Annotated in this window: 12 protein-coding genes; 9 read left to right on the top strand and 3 right to left on the bottom strand. The window is 35.1% G+C overall.

Annotated elements, in window-relative coordinates:
* The first annotated feature begins 263 nt into the window (after window positions 1-263).
* The 7 genes from KF896_02965 to KF896_02935 all read left to right on the top strand — a co-directional run bounded on the left by KF896_02965 (window position 264) and on the right by KF896_02935 (window position 8,602).
* Entirely contained in the window at window positions 264-1,532 is a 1,269-nt protein-coding gene (locus KF896_02965; GenBank protein MBX3042654.1) for an asparagine synthetase B, read from the top strand.
* Window positions 1,533-1,619: 87 nt separating this feature from the next.
* Window positions 1,620-2,450 (top strand): hypothetical protein, encoded by an 831-nt coding sequence (locus tag KF896_02960; protein MBX3042653.1) that lies wholly within the window; start codon window positions 1,620-1,622, stop codon window positions 2,448-2,450.
* A gap of 100 nt (window positions 2,451-2,550) precedes the next feature.
* On the top strand, window positions 2,551-4,869 hold the full coding sequence (locus KF896_02955; GenBank protein MBX3042652.1) for an IgGFc-binding protein: 2,319 nt from the start codon (window positions 2,551-2,553) through the stop codon (window positions 4,867-4,869).
* Window positions 4,870-4,887: 18 nt separating this feature from the next.
* Entirely contained in the window at window positions 4,888-5,559 is a 672-nt protein-coding gene (locus KF896_02950; protein ID MBX3042651.1) for a heme exporter protein CcmB, read from the top strand.
* A 15-nt stretch (window positions 5,560-5,574) separates the two neighbouring features.
* Entirely contained in the window at window positions 5,575-7,035 is a 1,461-nt protein-coding gene (gene cysS, locus KF896_02945) for a cysteine--tRNA ligase (GenBank protein MBX3042650.1), read from the top strand.
* A 6-nt stretch (window positions 7,036-7,041) separates the two neighbouring features.
* A complete protein-coding gene (locus KF896_02940; protein ID MBX3042649.1) occupies window positions 7,042-7,926 on the top strand; it encodes a DUF2520 domain-containing protein in 885 nt (294 codons plus the stop codon).
* 37 nt (window positions 7,927-7,963) lie between these two features.
* Window positions 7,964-8,602 (top strand): hypothetical protein, encoded by a 639-nt coding sequence (locus KF896_02935; GenBank protein ID MBX3042648.1) that lies wholly within the window; start codon window positions 7,964-7,966, stop codon window positions 8,600-8,602.
* Window positions 8,603-8,691: 89 nt separating this feature from the next.
* On the opposite strand, the gene KF896_02930 is transcribed toward KF896_02935, so the two are convergent.
* A complete protein-coding gene (locus KF896_02930) occupies window positions 8,692-9,855 on the bottom strand; it encodes a class I SAM-dependent RNA methyltransferase (GenBank protein MBX3042647.1) in 1,164 nt (387 codons plus the stop codon).
* A gap of 1 nt (window position 9,856) precedes the next feature.
* On the bottom strand, window positions 9,857-10,735 hold the full coding sequence (locus tag KF896_02925) for a T9SS type A sorting domain-containing protein (GenBank protein MBX3042646.1): 879 nt from the start codon (window positions 10,733-10,735) through the stop codon (window positions 9,857-9,859).
* A gap of 223 nt (window positions 10,736-10,958) precedes the next feature.
* Here KF896_02925 and KF896_02920 point away from each other — a divergent pair, with 223 nt between their 5' ends.
* Window positions 10,959-13,826 carry a TonB-dependent receptor gene (locus tag KF896_02920; GenBank protein MBX3042645.1) on the top strand — a complete coding sequence of 956 codons (2,868 nt, stop codon included), beginning with the start codon at window positions 10,959-10,961 and terminating at the stop codon, window positions 13,824-13,826.
* Window positions 13,827-13,872: 46 nt separating this feature from the next.
* The gene (locus KF896_02915; GenBank protein ID MBX3042644.1) at window positions 13,873-15,912 is read left to right on the top strand and encodes a T9SS type A sorting domain-containing protein; all 2,040 of its coding nucleotides are present in this window, start codon (window positions 13,873-13,875) and stop codon (window positions 15,910-15,912) included.
* A 156-nt stretch (window positions 15,913-16,068) separates the two neighbouring features.
* Here KF896_02915 and KF896_02910 read toward each other — a convergent pair whose 3' ends face one another.
* Window positions 16,069-19,719: a hypothetical protein gene (locus KF896_02910; GenBank protein ID MBX3042643.1), complete on the bottom strand. Its 3,651-nt coding sequence runs from the start codon at window positions 19,717-19,719 to the stop codon at window positions 16,069-16,071.
* Window positions 19,720-19,764 lie beyond the last annotated feature (45 nt).

The following is a 19,764-nucleotide window of genomic DNA, read 5'->3' as shown; positions in this document are numbered from 1 at the left end:
ATTTTTATAATAATAAAAGATGTAGCGACGTATCAAACGATATTAATTGATAAAATATTTACAATATTCTCAAATCAATTTTGTCAGCTAATACGATTATATCGTTGATAATGTTGCTATTTATACCGTATTGTTGTTTTGGAATTTATTGTATATGACTAATCATATAATTAAATTTAATATAGAATAAGAATTTTTAATGAATTTAATCGTTAGTATGTTTAAGTCTTATGTCTAAATATTTTTATTGAAATTTACCGATTATGATAAAGAGGAATTTAAAATTAATTATAGCTGCATTATTATTTATAGTTGTTAATGTTTCATATTCCCAGAAGCTTTTAATCCCTATGGACTTGTCCCAAACAGACCATTTAAAAGCTTATGGAATAACCTACTGGCACTTAACAGAAGGCGGTACATCTGAATGGCTTCTAAATTACAGAGGTGGCTCATTTATGTTCGATTATAACGACAATCTTGCATCTGAATGTCGTATCCGTGGAGTATTTTTTGAGAGAATTAGCGACGCTGCCGGAAATTCCATTCTTGAAGAAGTTCGTCAGGAAGGTGTCAATATGGAAGCTGTGAAGCTGGAAAAAGCCCCTAAAATTGCCGTGTATGCCCCTCCTGGTGTTCAGCCATGGGATGATGCCGTTCGTATGGCTATGGAATATGCTGAAGTAAAGCATGATATTATCTGGGATGAAGAAGTACTCACAGGTAAATTGAAGGATTACGACTGGCTTCATCTTCATCACGAAGATTTTACGGGACAATACGGTAAATTCTGGGTAAGCTATCGTAATGCTCCCTGGTATATTCAGCAAGTAACTTTAAATGAAAGTGTAGCAAAAAAAATGGGATATCGTGATGTGTGTCTGCTTAAAAAAGCAGTAGCTCAGACAATCAGGCAATATGTTGCTTCCGGTGGATTTATTTTTGCGATGTGTACTGCAACTGACTCTTTTGATATAGCTCTTGCAACAGAAGGTATTGATATTTGCGAAAGTATGTTCGATGGTACTCCTGCTGATTATTACTCCAATGATAAACTAAATTTTGAAAATACATTTGCTTTCGAAAATTTCAGACTCATAATGGATCCTACTGAAGTTGAATTTTCGAATATAGATATAGGCGCTCAGAATATTAATAATCCGGATGCAGACTGGTTTACACTTTTTGAATTCTCTGCAAAATATGACCCTGTACCAACTATGCTTACTCAAAATCACGTGAATGTTGTTAAAGGATTTTTAGGTCAGACAACTGCTTTTGACAAGCAGTTTATTAAAAATACTGTTACAATTCTTGCAATTAAAGATGGTACTCCTGAAGCAAGATATTTGCATGGCAATATTGGTCGGGGTACTTTCACATGGTACGGCGGACATGACCCTGAGGATTATGTCCATAGAATAGGTGACCCGCCGACTGACCTAAATTTGTTCAAAAATTCTCCCGGTTACAGACTTATTCTTAACAATATACTATTTCCTGCTGCAAAGAAAAAAAAGCAAAAAACATAGTCATTGCATATTTTTTCAGAATAATTCGTCAATTTAATATTAAAAGTATTATTTTTGTGAAATATATAGTTAAATATAATTAGATAAATGAAATATATACAAACAATCTTATTAATTTTTGTCATTATTTTGGTATGTTTTGGGAATTTAAATTCCCAAAACATAGAAATTTCTGTTCAGGATACTGTTATAGACAGGGGTGGTACAAATGGTGTATTGTTCCAACTTAAACTTAACAATACTTCAATTAAAGAGATAATTACCGAATTTACTTTTGACGCAAATGTCATTGATATCAAAGCAGGTCCTTGGATTAAAATGCATGATAATCCATTTATTGATTCAATTTTAATAGCAACTGATTTAACAAATCTTGATAATGCAAGAGCTATCATACATTTTTGGTTTCCTGAAGTTTTTACTGAATTTATTAATTGGGGAATACCTGTCGAAGGTCTTGCAGGAGCTGATACAGTAACAATGCTTACGCCGGTTAAAGCATTAATTGATGGCGTCGAAATTCTTGAAACAAATTTCAAAGCAGGTAAAATCACCGTTCGGAGTTCATCAGTTGTACCCGGAATTACTGAAGGTCTTGGGCAAAATCGTCCAAACCCATTTTCAGACTGGACAACTTTTCCTTTTGGTATCAACAAAGAAACCAGAATCAGCTTTGCTGTTTACGCAATTGGAGGCAGGCAAATACTCGACAATAGTAATATAAATAATATTTTTAAAGTTCAGATTACCGATGAGTCCGGTAGCATTATTAATGATTATGAAAATATAAAATTTTCCCGTGGCAATTACCGATTATCTTTACAGCCATTTTCATGGGAATTAGCTTCAGGTGCTTATTTTATAATTATGAAAACTGAATCCGGTGTATTTAAAACCAATTTTATGTATGTCAAATAATTTCAAAAACTTGAAAATTTATCTAAAACATTTTATAATTACAGCCATTTTCCTGAGTTTAAGTGTAAATTTATATTCTCAGCAAGCTTTGGAAGAAAATATGGAACTTAAGTTCAAACAACCTGTAGGAACTGAATTCTGGCTAACATTCATGATGAATTTTCGCGACGATTCATCTTCTCCCAAAAATGCTCTTAACTTAGAACTTTTCATCACCGGTGATAAGGATGCAAGTGTATTAATTGAATGTCCTGCAATAAATTATACAGAAACACTTTTTGTTCCGGGCGGGACTGTAAGAAGTATATTGCTAACTGATAAAGTAATGATTAAAAGCTTTGAGATAATCGAAAGAAAACTTGCGGTTAGGATATCATCAGATAATCCGGTTTCTGTTTATGGACTGAACAGAAGATATCAGACAACAGATACTTACCTCGGTCTTCCGGTTCAGGTTCTTGGCGATGAGTATCGCGTTATGTGCTACCATGTTGCTGAAGAGTTGTCACCACTTTTTTCTATCGTAGCAACAGAAGATAATACCCTGGTTACAATTACTCCGAATGCTCTAACTTTCAAGGGCAAGAAAAAGAATGAAGCTTTTGATATTACATTAAATAAAGGTGATGTTTATCAAGTTCGCTCCGAAACAAACAGGATGCAGTTAAGACAACTTAAAATTAGTGAGCGCGAAATTGATTTAACCGGTTCTCACATCAAAGCAAATAAAAATATCGCAGTATTCAGTGGGCACGAATGTACTTATGTACCTGTCGGTCCACCTCGGATTAAAGCATGTAATCATATTGTTGAGCAGCTTCCACCTGTTAGTTCTTGGGGTAAGCACTTTTATATAGGCAAACTGAAAGGCAGGTCAACATTTACTTATAGAGTACTCGCTCACACTGATGGGACAAGGGTGTTTGAAAATTCAAAGTTAATTGCTACACTGAAAGCAGGCGATTTTGTTGAAAAAAATATAAACGAAGCAATTCAAATTACTGCTGACCAACCGGTATTGGTTTCACAATATTCACAAGGTTATGAAAACGGCGACCAAATTGGTGACCCTATGATGCTTTTAATCAGCCCGACTCAACAATTTTTGACTCAATACAGATTTGCAACACCTGTAAACGGTAGCTGGAATCACTATGTAAATGTAGTTGTTCCTACAAGAGCAATACAGACATTTGAACTTAACGGAAAAAAAGTTGACCCTAAAATTTTTGAACCACTCGGAATAAGTCGTTATTCCATTGCTTATCTTCAAGTACCATTTGGAACACATTTTATCAAAGCAAATGAGCCTTTTGGCATGTATTCTTATGGTTTTGGTTTTGGTGATGTTGATGCTTATGACGCTTATGGCAATATGGGCGGACAGTCATTTTTAGAATATGTTCAAGTTTCCGATACTATACCACCAACAGTAGATTTGAAAAAAGTTGAAGGTAAACAAAACATGATTTTGCGTGACGACCGTGCTGATGACTTGGGGCTTAAATCATTCAATATAATTGACAGCACAGGCATAAAGATAAATCACAATAAGATCATGGATGGAATGCTACAGCTTCCTGTTGATATTGAGCCGGTAGATTATAACACACCCGGACAACTTTATTTTGAAGTTGGCGACATCTCCGGCAATAAGGCTGAATATACACTCTGCTGGACAATAGATGAAATCACCGGACAATATGAATTTGTTCTTAATCCCGGATATATTAAAAGTTGCGTGCCCGAACCGGGCTTTGTTATCGGAGCTTTTGGCAGATATTCTATTGTGACACATTCTACAGGATTCTCTAAATCAGGTAATATTGCCGTTCCCGGTAACTTCGAATCAGCTTCAGGTGGCGGCGGTATAGCAGGATTATATTTATCCAAAAAAGTTATGCCTAAACTCAATTTGTCAGCACGTTTATCAATTGAGCAATTTGGCGGGACTATTGAGGCTCCTGACAGCATAATTTCCAGCAGACGTGATCCACAGACGGGCGGCTTGCTTCCATTTCAGGAAACGCATTATCTTGAGTTAAACAGTAGTTTCATAACTCTTTCTCTTGCCGGAGAATATTCGCTTGCAAGGTTTATTTCTGGGGTAGCCGGAGTGAACCTGTCTGTTAGAATGAATAACTCTATTGAGCTAAGACGGGCAATCACAATTCCTGATAATTTTGTTTATGCAAATGGAGAAAATCAAATTACTCTTAGCGAATTTGATAATATGACTTCACTTACCGCATTCAGATTTGGATTATTTGGAGGTCTTGGTGCATCAATACCTGTGTACCAAAGATTTTCAGGATTTATTGAAACAACTTATAATTTTTATCCAATGGATATAATTAATGATGGTGATTGGAAAATCAATAATTTGTCATTTATACTTGGTGTGAAATATCAACTCTGATTTTCTATAGAAAAAATTATGGCAGTGTTAGCAAAATCAATCGCAGTATTAAAAAAAGAATTGCTTAGTGAATTTCGTACAAGATACGCAATCTCTGCAATATTGCTTTTTGTACTTACTACAATAACAATGATTGTTTTTGCTACATCAGGCGATGTATTGTCTTCTGAAGTTGCTGCAGGTGTCCTTTGGATTGTTATGTTCTTCGGAGCAATGACCGGACTGTCGAAATCCTTTGTAAGTGAAGAAGAGCGAGGCACTTCCTTATATCTCAAGCTTGTAGCTGGCTCTTCAGCTATATATTTCGGCAAGCTGATATTTAATATAATTCTAAGTATATCACTAAACGTTGTTGCAGTTTTCCTGTTTTTTCTTTTTATCGGAAATATTGAAATAACTAATGCCTGGATTTTTATTTTGTCAATCTTAATGGGCAGCCTGGCTATAGCTTCAGCGACAACAATTATTTCAGCACTTATAGCTAAAGCAAATTCCAAAAATGCTCTTTTTCCTGTTCTGTCCTTCCCCATTATATTACCTGTAATAATACTCGGAATTCAAACTACTGTTCAGTCATTTACAGGTGCAGATTTCAGCGAAGCAAGGAAGGATTTTCAGCTTCTGTTCTCCTATTCAGGACTGATGATACTTGCTTCATATTTTCTATTTGATTTTGTCTGGAAAGAATAATAAAGGTTAATTGATATGGAAATTAAATTATATAATTCATTAAATAAAAATGTTGAAATATTCAAGCCGATTCGTGAAAATGATGTAAGGATGTATTCTTGCGGTCCGACTGTATATAACAATGCTCATATCGGCAATATGAGGGCATTTCTGTTTGCTGATTTGCTTCAGAGAGTGCTTCGTGTAGTTGGAAAATATGATGTCAAATGGGTAATGAATATCACAGATATTGATGACAAAACTATAAGAGATAGCCGTCCGGGTTCAGGAGCGTGGTTACCTGCGATGGGTGAGCAAACTGAAGACGCTAAAGAAAATCTGAGAATGCTTACTGAATTTTATCAGGATGCTTTCTTGGAAGATATATCAAAACTTGGAATTGATGTTGAGCATTTCTATGCCCTCCCTGCAGCTACAGATTTTATTGATGAAATGCAGACACTTATTCTGAGAATTATTAACAATGGATATGCTTACCTTTCGGGTGGCTCGGTTTACTTTGATGTTAATAAATGGCGAAAAGATGACCATTATGGCAAATTATTTAAAATAGACTTTGATAATTTCAGAGCCGGAGCTAGAATTGATGCAGATGAGTACGAGCGGGAAAGTGTAAGTGACTTTGTTCTATGGAAAGAGAAAAAAGATGGCGAGCCATTTTGGGATTTTGTTATTGATGGTAAAAATTATCAAGGACGTCCGGGATGGCATATTGAATGTTCAGCTATGGAGTATGAACTTTTAGAATTGCCTTTTGATATTCATACAGGCGGTGTAGATTTAAAATTTCCCCATCATGAAGATGAAATTGCTCAGTCTAAAGCTGGCTATGGATGTGAGCCAACTAATTTCTGGCTTCATAATGAATTTTTGGAAGTCGAAGGTGAGAAAATGTCCAAATCAGCCTGCAATTTTTTTACGGTCAAAGACTTGCTGAATAAAGGTCTTGACCCGATTGATATTCGTTTTTCAATGATGTCGGCACATTATAGAACAAAATATAATTTCACCTTTTCCGGAGTTGAATCTACGAAAAAAGCAAGAAAACGTATTCAAGAATTTATATGGGAATTGATTGATGACAGTCAAATTTCAGGTACTAAAAATGCGGATACTGATAAACTCCGAAATGATGTTTTTTCGGAGCTTGCCAACGACTTACATACTCCTAAAGCTCTAGCACATATTTTTACGTTTATTAACTCATCTGTTACAGTTGAATTATCTGAAGAAAGCAAGCTCGAATTAGTTGCATTCATCAATGAATTAAATCATATTTTTGAAGCATTCACTTTTGAACCTAAACCAAAAGAAGATTCATCAATTCCTGACAATATCATCAAAATGGCTCAGGAACGATGGGATGCTAAACAAAACCGTGATTTTGTAACTGCCGATACTGTACGTAAATCACTTGATGAACTTGGATGGATTATAAAAGACGCCAAGGATAGCTATGAAATAATCAAGAAATGAAATGATATGTCGTTTTCAATCGGAATTATTGGGATTGGCAAGCTTGGATCCGCTTTGACAAGAGAATTTGACAAAGTGGGTATGCTTGATTTTATAGTTTCAAAAAATACTGATTTAGATTTTGAGCTTTCTTCAAAGGTAAAAATTTTTAATAATATTGCCCATATTATCAAATTTCCCGATGTATTATTTATAACTGTCCGAGATAATCAATTATCTGATGTACTTGATACTCTGTTAGAATATCAAAACGGTAATTTAAATAATACATTTATCATTCACTGCTCAGGCTTTCTTCCAAAAGAAGAATTAGCCTTATTAGATGATAAAGCTAAATCTATAGCCAGACTTCACCCCTATCAGACATTTTTCATTTATAATAATAATATTTTTGAAAACGTAGCATGGACTGCAGACTGCTTTGAAAATGATAAATCAAAAATAATCGAGATTGTTTCCACTATAAATGGCAAAGTATTTTTTATAGATGAAATTGAAAATTTTCACAGCGACAAATACCATATATCAGCAGTTTTTGCATCAAATTATCAGACAGTTAATTTAAAATATGCTGAAAATATTGCTCGTCTAAGTGGAAACGACCCTGCAGAATTTATCCCTAAAATTGCAATTACTACTACACAAAATTCAATTTCTGAGATAAAAAGCACTTCTCAAAATCTTCCACTTACCGGTCCTATCGCAAGAGGTGATACACAAGCGGTATTAAGACATATTGAATCACTTAAAGACAATGAATTAGAACTTAAAGGTTATGTACTCTTCGGACTTGCGTCTGCGGAATTAGCCTATTCTGAAAAAAGAATTTCAATTGATATTTACTATTTGTTCAAAAGAATTTTTCTATCTGAAATAAATCAATTATTTTAGTTTTTATAATTTTTAAATTTTATTGGGAGTATTTATTATGAAGAGTTTATTAGTATTATTATTAACTGCATCAATAATAATTTTGATGTCATGCGGCGAAAAGTTTGATGAACTTAAGAATGTTGCTGAAGTCATTAAGAATGCACCTGAGGCAGCCGAAGAAATGTCCAAGTCAATTGATATGTCTGAGAAAAGAAGAGAAGAAAGAGTCCGAAAAGGCGACACATTAGCTTTACACTTTTCAGAATTACAAAAATACCTGCCTGAGTCATTGGATGGATTTACATCAGATGAACCTAATGGTCAGTCTACTAATATCACAGGCTTCTCGATGTCAACGGTGGAGAGAACATATAGGAATGATGAGACAGGAAGAACAATTAGAATCAATCTTATGGATTACAACGAATCTTATGCTATGTTTGCCGGTGTTGCATACTGGGCTTCATTGGGACTTTCAACTGAAACAAGCGATGGCTTTCAAAAAACTGTTAAAACCGATATTGACCATGTTTCAGGTTTTGAAGAATTCTCAAAAAGTCGTAAAAATGCAAAACTCTCCTATGCAATTGGTTACAGATTTATGCTTACAATTGAAGATAATCAAGCAGATAATATTGATTACATAAAGAAAATAGCCGATAAAATTGACATCAAGAAATTAGCTAACATGTAAGATATCTATTTATTGTAATATATATAAAGCTGTATCAGTTTACTTTTTTAATAAAGTTTGTTGATACAGCTTTTGTAATATAATTAAGGTTATTCAGCATATCTGTCTTTTATCGAGCCTGAATATAACTTAAAGTTGCAAAACTTACATTCAATAGCTCCGTTCAAAACGCTAAATTTCTTGTTTGATTTAAGCCCAACTGATTTCTCTGCTTGTTTTGATGAAATTAAAATCCATGCATTAAATCCATGATAATCAAATTTCAATTTGTTCCCAATATCCCTGTAAACTTTTTCAATATCCTGATTTTTGAGTCTTTCACCATATGGTGGGTTAAGCATAATGATACCGGAATCACCCTTAGGTTCGGAATTGAAAAAATCTTCCTGAGAAATCACGACTGTTTTTCTCATTTCAGGATGTCTCATATTCAGCTTGCTTACTGCTACTGCTTTTCCGGAAATATCTGAAGCATAAAAATTAATTTTTACGGGCTTAATTAATTCTTTCGACTCTCTTAGGACTTTTTTCCAAAGTTCCGGTTCATAATTTGACCAGCTCATGAAGCCATATTTGAACTCTGTTCTGGGTGGTTTGCCGGATGCAATACTGAATGCTTCTGTGGTAAAAGTTCCCGAGCCGCACATTGGGTCATAGAAATCAACATCAGCCTTCCAGTCTGTTAAAAGTATAAGACCGGCTGCTAAGACCTCATTAAGCGGTGCATCAGTTTGAGACTGTCTGTATCCGCGCTTGTGCAGACTGCTTCCTGAAGAATCAAGTGAAATTGTACACTCATTTTTAAAAATATGAACATTAACCATCAAATCAGGTGATTTCGTGTCTATACTGGGTCTTGAGCCATGTTCCTCTCTTATCCTGTCAACGATAGCATCTTTTACTTTAAGGGCAACAAAATTTGTATGATTAAAAGGTGAGGAGTTTATGCTACTATCAACAGCAAGAGTTTTATTTGGCGTTATATAATTATTCCAGTTGACTTTTTTGACATTTTTATACAAGTCATCTTCGTTACGAACTTCAAAATCATCAATTGGAATAATTACTCTCAGAGCTGTTCTTAGCAAATGATTTGCCTTATATAACAGTTTCAGGTCACCATTAAATTTAACAGCTCGGTTTAAAATTAATATATCCCTGCCTCCAAGAGCTGAAATCTCATCGGCAAGGATAGTTTCAAAACCTTGAAATGTTTTGGCTATCATACCAAAACTGTCATTAAATTCTTTCAATTTATCTCTTTACAAATTTAGAAAATGAGTTATTTACTCTTATTGTGTAAACTCCGGGATTGAGTTTCGAAACATCAACTGAATTAGCACCGGATATAGCATTATGACGAATTAATTCCCGCCCAAATAAATCGAAAACAGTTATAAGCGTATTTTCCCCAAATTCTGTATTGTTAAAAATCAAAAAGTCATCTGTCGGGTTTGGATAAATTTCAATATTATTAGAAATTAAATCTTTTACAGAGGTAAGAATCTCTGAGCAAAAAACATCGCCTGTTACTGCCTGAACTGCACAATTTCTAAAAATATCACCTTTTGTCATACTGATAGCCCAAAGCGGCTCTACTTCCATATTTAATGGATTTAGTCCTACAAAAAGAACGACAAAAATCTGCTCAAAAGGTTGGTATTGAGAATAAAAATCAGCGAAATCACTGTTTGTATTTAGTCTTGTCATCATTGCATCGCTATCCATCCAGTTGTAATCATCAATTGTAACACCATCACCCAACTCAATATCAAAATCATCTAAACTCAAACCTGGAATTTCAAATGTAAGAAAATCACCGATTATGGGCTTGACGATAAACACTGCAGATGAAGATTCAGAATCACCATCAACTAAAACATAAGCCCAACCGGTAGCACTCCCGTTATTCATATCAATTTCGATTGTTACGTCGAACCCATTAAAATCAATTGATTGATTAAAAGTACCCATGAATTGAATCTTAGGATTAGCCATATTCAAGGTTGACTTACCAAAATCAATGGCTTTTGCGTATCCGGCTTTTGCTTTGAATTTAGTCAAAAGCTGAGCATTTGAATCAACTGCTGTTAAAAGCAGCAAAACAGTAAGTAGTATAATAAGTTTTTTCATAAATTTTGAAGATTGAATTAGTTTGACATAATATTTAATATAATACGAATATAATTCAGATTAGTTTTGAAATAAATTATTCTCAGTAAAAATTAAATTACAGTTTTCAACAAAATTCAATTTAACTCATTCTTAACATATCATTTATTAATACTTCATACTAAAGTTGCATTTTTGTATTGAATGGTTTTAGCAATATTATATAATTATCGGAGGATTTATTTTGAAAAGTAAGGTATATGCCTTAGGCTTACTATTAATGTTGGTACTATTTAGTACATCCTTTTCACAATCAAATGGTGAAATTACCGGTCAAATCATTGATGAAGAAACCGGAGAACCTTTACGTCGCGCTACAGTAACTGTTATTGGAACTAAATTAGGCGGTTTTTCAGATGTTAAAGGTGATTTTAAAATTAAAAATTTGCCGGAAGGTAAATACAATATAAAAATTAGTTTTGTTGGTTATCTCCCCAGAGAACTTGCAGATGTTATTGTAGTACAAGGCAAAGCGACTTCAATTGGGAAAATAGTTTTAGGTCTTGAAAAGAAAACAACAGAAGAAGTTTATGTAGAAGCAAGACGAATTAATGATAATGAATCTGCAATATTAGCTGTACGCAAAAATGCAGCTCAGGTGAGTGATGGTATAAGTCAACAGGAAATGTCACGTCTCCCCGACTCAGATGCCGGACAGTCTCTAAAGAGAGTATCCGGTGTAACACTTGTAGATAACAAGTTTGTGTTTGTGCGAGGTTCGAGCGAACGTTACAGCAATACAACGCTTAACGGTGCTTCACTAAGCTCAACAGAGCCGGATAAGAAAGCTTTTGCTTTCGATATGTTTCCGTCGGAATTCCTTCAGAATGTGAATATTGCTAAATCATTCACCCCAGACCTTCCGGGTAACTTTGCAGGGGGATTGGTTCAGTTAAATACTGTGGATTTCCCTGATGGTCATTCCTTTAAGGTCTCTTATTCAAATTCTTACAACACCAATACAACGTTGAAAGGAAATAAGTTTCTCCAAACTGCAGGCGGTGCAACTGACTGGCTCGGTTGGGATGACGGAACAAGAGCACTTCCATCTTCTGTACCATCTACTCGCCGTGAGCTGGATGCTCTCAGAACTGCCGCTTTGAATCCTGCTGACCAAACAGGTGCAAGAGACAGATATGAAGGTATGCTTCAATCTTTCAATAATAATATCTGGCAGCAAAATCCCTCAACTGTCGGAGCACTTTCAAATTCAAGCATTGGATTAAACTATTCTGATCTATTTACATTATTTGGAAATGAATTTGGAATTTTAAGTTCTGTTAACTGGGGACAAACCTTTGGTATTAATGATATACAAAGAAACGCTTTAATGGCTGACGGAAGTACATTCTTTCGCTCAAATGGAACTCAGGCAACACGCTCGGTAAGTATGGGCGGATTGGTTAATATGGCTTATAAATTTGGTACATCATCATCAATAAGTTTCAGAAATGTTTATAATCGCTCTGCTGATGACGAGACAGTATCACTTCACGGTCAGGACAGTGCTTATCAGTTTATTGATTACAGAAACTTTTCAACTCAGTATGTTGAGAAAGAGATCTTTTCTACTCAGCTTGGTGGAGAGCACGCACTAAGTTTCGGAAATATGCTTATCGAATGGAATACAGGCTATTCATACGCAAACCGCTACGAACCGGATTTCAGAAAAGTACGTTATGACAGACAGCTTTATGATTTAGAATTTGACCCCAATACACCATACTTCATTCAGCTACTTCAAACTGAGCAAGGTGATGGAGGAAGAGTTGGAAGATTTTTCTCAGATATGATTGATAATACATTTTCAGGTAAAATTGACTTCACATTACCACTTACGAGTTCAATTAAATTAAAATTTGGAACTTTGGCAGAATTTAAAGACAGAGATTTCGGAGCACGCTCACTTACTGTAATTCCTCCACCAACGGGTCAATGGTTGAATCCAGATATTGAAGCATTGATGAATGATTATGAAAATCCACAATTGCTATTTGCAAGTGAAAATTTCAGAGTGGAAGACGGTTTAAGAATTGGTGAAGAAACCAAACTTAGCGACTCATACAAAGCAGATGAAGAGCTTGTTGCCGGGTATTTAATGCTTGACGTTCCCTTTGAATTAGGAAGCGAAAGTTTAAGATTCATTGGTGGTGTACGCTATGAAGACAGCCGCCAAATTATGAATACTTTTGATGTTAATGATGAACTTGTTAATACAGTTAATCATTTTCAGGATTTCTTGCCTTCACTTAACTTGATGTGGAGATTAAATGATAAAAGCAATATCAGAGCTTCTGCTACTCAAACTCTTTCAAGACCATCATTAAGAGAATTGGCACCATTTGCATTCTATGATTTCGTTAATACAATTTTGGTATTTGGTAATCCAAATCTCCAAAGAACATTAATTCAAAATTACGACTTAAGATATGAAATATTCCCTAACCCTGGTGAAGTAATTTCTGTAAGTGCATTTTACAAAAATTTTGAAAATGCTATCGAAGAAACTATTCAACCACTTCAAAGTGAATTAGGTAAATCTTTTGCAAATGCTGAAGGTAGTGCGATAAATTATGGAGTTGAACTTGAGTTAAGAAAAAGTTTTAGTTTTATAAGTAATGCTTTAAGACATTTTGCATTAAACGTAAACCTTTCTTTGATTAATTCTGAAATTACAGTAAAGCAAGGTAACGCAGTTGATACAAGATCTATGTGGGGACAATCACCTTATTCTTTAAATCTTGGAATATTCTATCTTAACCCAGAAACACAAACATCTATTAACCTTGCATACAATACTTATGGCAGAAGAATTATGCAGGTTGCTTTAGTTGGAATGTATGATTTTGAAGACCCACATATTTATGAAATGCCAAGAGATATTATTGACTTATCAATATCCCAACCGGTTTTCAATAATAAAATGGATTTGAAACTAATTGTTCGCGACCTTCTTAATCAGCATTTAATCTGGGAACAGGGTGGTAGAACATTTGCATCAAACTTACGCGGTACTACTATAGGCTTGAGCCTTGGATACCGCCTGAATTAAGAAATTATTTTTCTTTTTTGTTTAAATTTTATAGGATTATTTTCCGATGAATCGTATTTTTCTCTTTGTAATAGCATTTTTTGCTGTAACGCTTGTGGCTTATTCACAGCCAACTTCTGTAAGACTGATAAACCCTGCCGGCGGTGAAGTATATCGCCCTGGTGTTTCTATTGACTTGGTATGGGATACTACCGGAACTTTAGGTGCCCGCTGGACATTCCAGTTTGCTACATCTGCAGATGGTCCTTGGACTAATCTTCCGGCTGCTTCAAATATTCTTGACTCAGCGGCTCGTCGTGGCCGATATGCAGGTGGCTTCCGTACTCCGGCTGTTGCTACAACTTCCGGTTATGTCAGAATGATACTTGTCAATCCTGACGGCACTCTCAATGAAGCAGTTCAGGATAGAAACGACAATCCGTTTACAATCGAACAGCCACAGGTAACAGCTCCTGACTCAGTTTTGAAAGACCCTATTCAGGGTAAAGTATTTCTTTCAAGAACTAAAATTTATGGTCTTGACGGTTATGTATATGTTGATGATGGTGGTGAATTACACATTCAACGCGGTACAATAATAATTGGTGATACAGTAGGACAGAACTCAGCAATCTGTGTTAATCGTGGTGGTAAATTATTCGCAAGAGGTACAAAAGAAGACCCAATCGTTATGACAAGTTCTGCAGCTCCCGGACAAAGACGTGGTGGAGACTGGGGTGGCTTGCTTATTTGCGGTAAAGCATCAACAAATCATCCGGGCGGTGAAGCTCAGTTAGAAGGTGGTATTGCCGATGCAGCAGGTGTGCGTGGCTGGTTCGGTGGAAAAGATAATCCTGATGACAACGATAATAGTGGACATTATGAATATTTAAGAATTGAATTTGCAGGTATTGCCGCCGCTCCTAATCAGGAATTAAACTCTTTGACAATGGGCGGCGTTGGACGTGGTACTTTCTTTAGTCATATCCACGTAAGCTATGCAAATGACGATGCTTACGAATGGTTCGGTGGTACTGCTGATGCTAAATACCTTATTGCAACAGGTACTCTTGATGATGACTTGGATTGCGACAATGGTTTCAGTGGAAGAATTCAGTTTGCATTGACGCAAAGGCATAAAGACCGTGCAGACGTATCAACATCACAAACTTGGGAAACTGATAATAACTCATCAGGAAATTATAATTTGCCTCTTACATCTCCTGTATTCTCGAATGTAACGGCAATTGGTCCATTGCAAGATACAAGCTGGACTGCTTCTGCTACAGGCGCCGCTCCAAATACTTATCATACAAGATTTGGTGCTGCAGCTCAGATTCGTCGTAATGCGCGTACTTCTATATTTAATTCAGTAATTGCCGGTTGGCCCCGCGGTATTGAAATTTTATCAGCACAAGGTCAGCTTGCTGCTTCACGCGATTCATTATTGTTCAGAAATAACAGTATGTTCGGTATAAAAGGACAAACTTTAAGACTTGACGGAACAACTCCGGGTATTCCTGCAAACTGGCTTGAAACTGCTGCTTATAACAACTATGCTGATGTTTCAACACCAAATAATGCAGCTCTTTCAAATCCTTTTTATGTTGGCAATGCATTCAATGCAGTACCTCTATCAAATGCAAATTACCTGAATAATGCATCATTCACAAATGGTAATGATGTTGTGAAAATTGACGACCCATTTTTCGACAGAGTTCCTTACCGTGGTGCTTTCAGTCCTGTTATTGCTGAGCGTTGGGACTTACCATGGGCTGAATACGACCCAATCAACAAACTATATGAAAGAAAATCACCTGCTTCAGTGGAAACAGGACATCAGTGGATTCTTGATGTAAATATCTATCCCAATCCTGCCAACAATGTTTCATCTATCATCTATCAGTTACCACAAGATGAAGTTGTTACTATTAAAATGTTCAACACAACTGGCACTTTAGTAAATACAATTGCACAGGGGCTTTCACAAAATCAGGGATTCTATGAATTCTCAATTGATGTTCGTGACCTTGCAAATGGTACTTATTTTGTTCAGATTCAAACAATGAATGGTGTTGTAACAAAACAACTTAATGTTATCAGATAAGAAATTGTTGCCCAAACAACATATTCACTAATCACTTAAATAGCGTAGAGCCAAAAACTCTACGCTTTTTTTTTGACTTTTATTGAGTTAGTTTGTGCCTAAGTGGTTATTAAATTAAAAAGTCTGGCTTCAATATCACTCTTTATGCTTTAATTTTTACTTTTCATAGTCAATCAATATCTTCCCAAATTTAATTTCATTTTCTATTGATACAGAATAAAATAATAATCTGGAATCAACATAATTCAAGTTTAAAACAAGCTTATTAAATCCTTCGTAAATAGCATGAGTTCCAATAAGTAATACTTTCCCACTTAAATCAAATACTTTAACAATACCATCGCCGTTAATGTTTGATATTAAAACAATATTTGCACTATTATTTTGAACAGGATTTGGATGAGCACCTAATAATTTAAATTTTGAGATAGCATCACTATTACGAACGCTTACAGCCGAACTTCGGCTTATTTCTGTAACTCCATTATTTGAACCAATAAGAATTTTGCCGTCATCGCTCACATCTATAGAATGATTTATATTTGATACAATACTTGAATTATTTAAATTGTAATTTCTTATGAGTACATTATCTGAATCAAACACAAATACACCTAAATTTGTAGCATAAAATATCTCACCTGCCTTATTAACAGAAAAATCAAATATGTTAGAATTCGCAGGCAAATTCGGCTGAAGATTTATTATTCCTGCTGACGATAATATCGAAATTCCACTATTATGATAAGCGATTGCGCCATTCTCAATTTGTTTAAGTTTGCTGACTTTTTTTCCGGATAACTCACTTGAAAAATTTTGCCATTTATTCTGAAAGTCATATTCATAAAGTCCACTCAATTCATCAGTTGCACCAAAGAATGAAACAAGCAAATTGCCATTTGAATTAATGGCTAAGCCGGAAACATGATTTGATGGAATGTTTGAGTTGTCAGTTCTCATAACTTGAAAACGGTCCCCGCTGTAATAGTGCAATCCCGACGGTGATACTTCATCTTTCGAGCCACGTCCGTCTGCACCAACGCCAGCCCAAAGGGTTTCATCCATTGATTTGGAAACCATTCTGAAGGATGTTCCAGCTGAAGATAAAAACTGAGTTTTTTGACCATATTCATAAGCCAAAACATCACCTGCGGTTGTAGCAAAATAAAAATTTCCGTTATCATCCACGGCTCCGGCTCTTGACTCTCTTGGTGCAACTGTCCTACCATCTGGTGACTCGTAATCAAGAATTACCCGATTACTTCCATCCCAAACGGAGATACCACGTGAGCCTCCAAAACCATAAAAATTGCCGAAACTTGTTATTGAATAAATATCCGGTGAAGCAAGAGCATTACCAACATGGTAATATTTGTAATTCTCCTCAGATGGTTTGTCACTTATCTGAAAGTCAAGATTAATAGTTTCAGGAGTTGTACTATTCTTAGTAAATTCATAGATTGAAGAGCTGCTTACTGACCACTTTGGTGATTCCCAAATTAAATTGGAAGCAAAGGCATTTGGTAGGGCTTCTAATTTTATTCTCATACCTTCACCCCAATGAAAATCAACATCGCCTTGGTAGCGGGTGGGTGTTAGAAAATTATTTGACGAATTTGAATATGATACTTCAAAAATAGCTTCGGGTGGATTAACCTTTACTTTTGTGAATTTCACTTTCTCAGCAAGTCCAAGATGAACTGCAGTATAATATGAAATTCCACCTGAAAAACTAGATGCCATCATAGAGGGTTGTACCGGATAATTTCTCCAGTGAAAATTGCCGTTTGAAGCACCGTTTCGTGATTGCTGACTTCTTATCATAGCATAATCGAATTCCCAATATTCATCAAATCCGCCATAAATATGCCCGACTTCATGTGTGAATGTGAAGCCATTAGTTGTACTTCCTCTCGTCAGGACAGTTGATGGACCTTTTAATGAAGCGTGAGCCCGTACAGAAAATGATCCTTCCAAAATAAATGCACAGAATGCCCAATCAGTTTCTTTTTCATTTCGTAAATCATGTGAAAACTTTCTCATTCTCTGAATAATATTTCCATTAATATATCCTAATTTTTCCATAATCGGAATTTGAAATTTGCTGTCATTACTTGATAAACTTGTATAACCTTCGGTTGGGTCAAAATCAACCTGAGTGACAGGGTTATCATAGCCATAAATTTGAATTTCAAATGATTTATCATGCCCGAAAGCTTCTGCAACATCAGTCCACCAGGCAAGATTAACTGCAATATTTGCAATTGCAGAATTTTGTTTAATCAAATCCCATGCAGGAGCTCCGGAATTCTTAGCTGTTGTATTATTTACAAAAAAAATAGCAGCTGTTGAAGTTCCACGCATATACTCACTTGTCATGTTTGAGTCAATTATAATTATATCTTTATATGGTAAAGCATTTTTGACTAAATTTGTCATAGTGTAATCCTCATCCTCAGGCAACCAATATTTTGGTTTGTCATACCATGACTGTATCCATAGTCCATCAGGATTCCCAACACTATCGAGATATAAATCAATGTACTTAAGTGTCTGTGTATAATATGCAGAATCTGAACGAGCACCATTTGAATTGAATATCATGTTTACTTTCATCCCTAAATTCCGGGCATTCTTTTCAAGTTCACCAATTCGCTTCAACCAATCAACACTCTCAATGAGTTCGGGTTGATTAGTCTGAGCAATACCAATAGCATAATCAAAAGGATTATCAATAGTCAATCCGTTAAATTTATACTTGTTATCGCGATTTCGCATCCTTAGTTCATTCATAATACTCTGATATTGTCCATAACCATTAGAACTACCGTCTATGCTGAAATATGCAGGCGTATTGCCCCATGCCCAATTAGGAAAATTTGTAAGCAAATTAATCTCTATATCAGGTATAGCATCTTTCCAAAGGGTTAATACTTCAAAAAGTTCATCCATCGCACTCTTTAATGTATGATAATCCTGCATTTTGTTATTAGGAAATAACATTCTGCGAATTGGTCCATCAAAATCAAGAATATCAATTGATTTATCTGGTGAAATTGATTTAATTAAGTTTATGAGTGGCTCAACCGCTGCAAATTCCTGAGCAAATGATGCTTCAGCAGATTGTTCGCTTTTATCGGCGTGCCAGTCGAGTAAGCCACCTACTTCTATTGCAATTTTTATATTGTTATTAATCAAAGATGATATCAAAGCACGGGCTTTCTCCTCATTAACCCGCTCATTTATATCGCCAATATATATTTTTAGAATGTCAAGATTTTCAAGTACTGTTTTCCATTGCTCAGTGTCATAAAGTTCCCAGGGATTTTTATAGCACATAAGAATTCTTTTACCTGATAAATTTTGAAATATCGGAATTTCAGAATGTTTTTCAGAAATTTCTTTTTGATTATGATTATCAATACAGCCGCACCCTGAAGAACAATTGTGACTTTCAATTTCCTTTAGAAATTCTGTTTCATACTCTGGATTAACTTTGTAATTAATAATTTGATTTAACAAATCATTATTTGAAAGCAATTCCGGGTCAAGTCTGCTCTTGTCAAAAATTGAAATCTTATCAAGTTTATTTATTATTATTTGTTTTTCATATTTACTTTTGAGTATTATAATACTATCAATCTTTACTGCTACCCGGAAGTCATGATTTCTCAAAATTGAATTTATATCATCTGTTGATAATTCAGAATCATGAACAATGCCATAAAAAGTATTGTTTTCTACTGCATTGGCAACAAAAAAAATATTTAAGTAAATTATAAAAGTAGTCAAAATTATTCTATTCATTATAGCTCCATTAAATAAATAATAATAGCAAAAATATAATATTTT

Source organism: Ignavibacteriota bacterium (genome assembly GCA_019637995.1).
In the GTDB taxonomy this organism is placed as follows: Bacteria; Bacteroidota; Ignavibacteria; order Kapaibacteriales; family UBA2268; genus JANJTB01.
The sequence above is the reverse complement of the archived record's forward strand: the minus strand, read 5'-3'. Positions and strand labels throughout refer to the sequence as shown.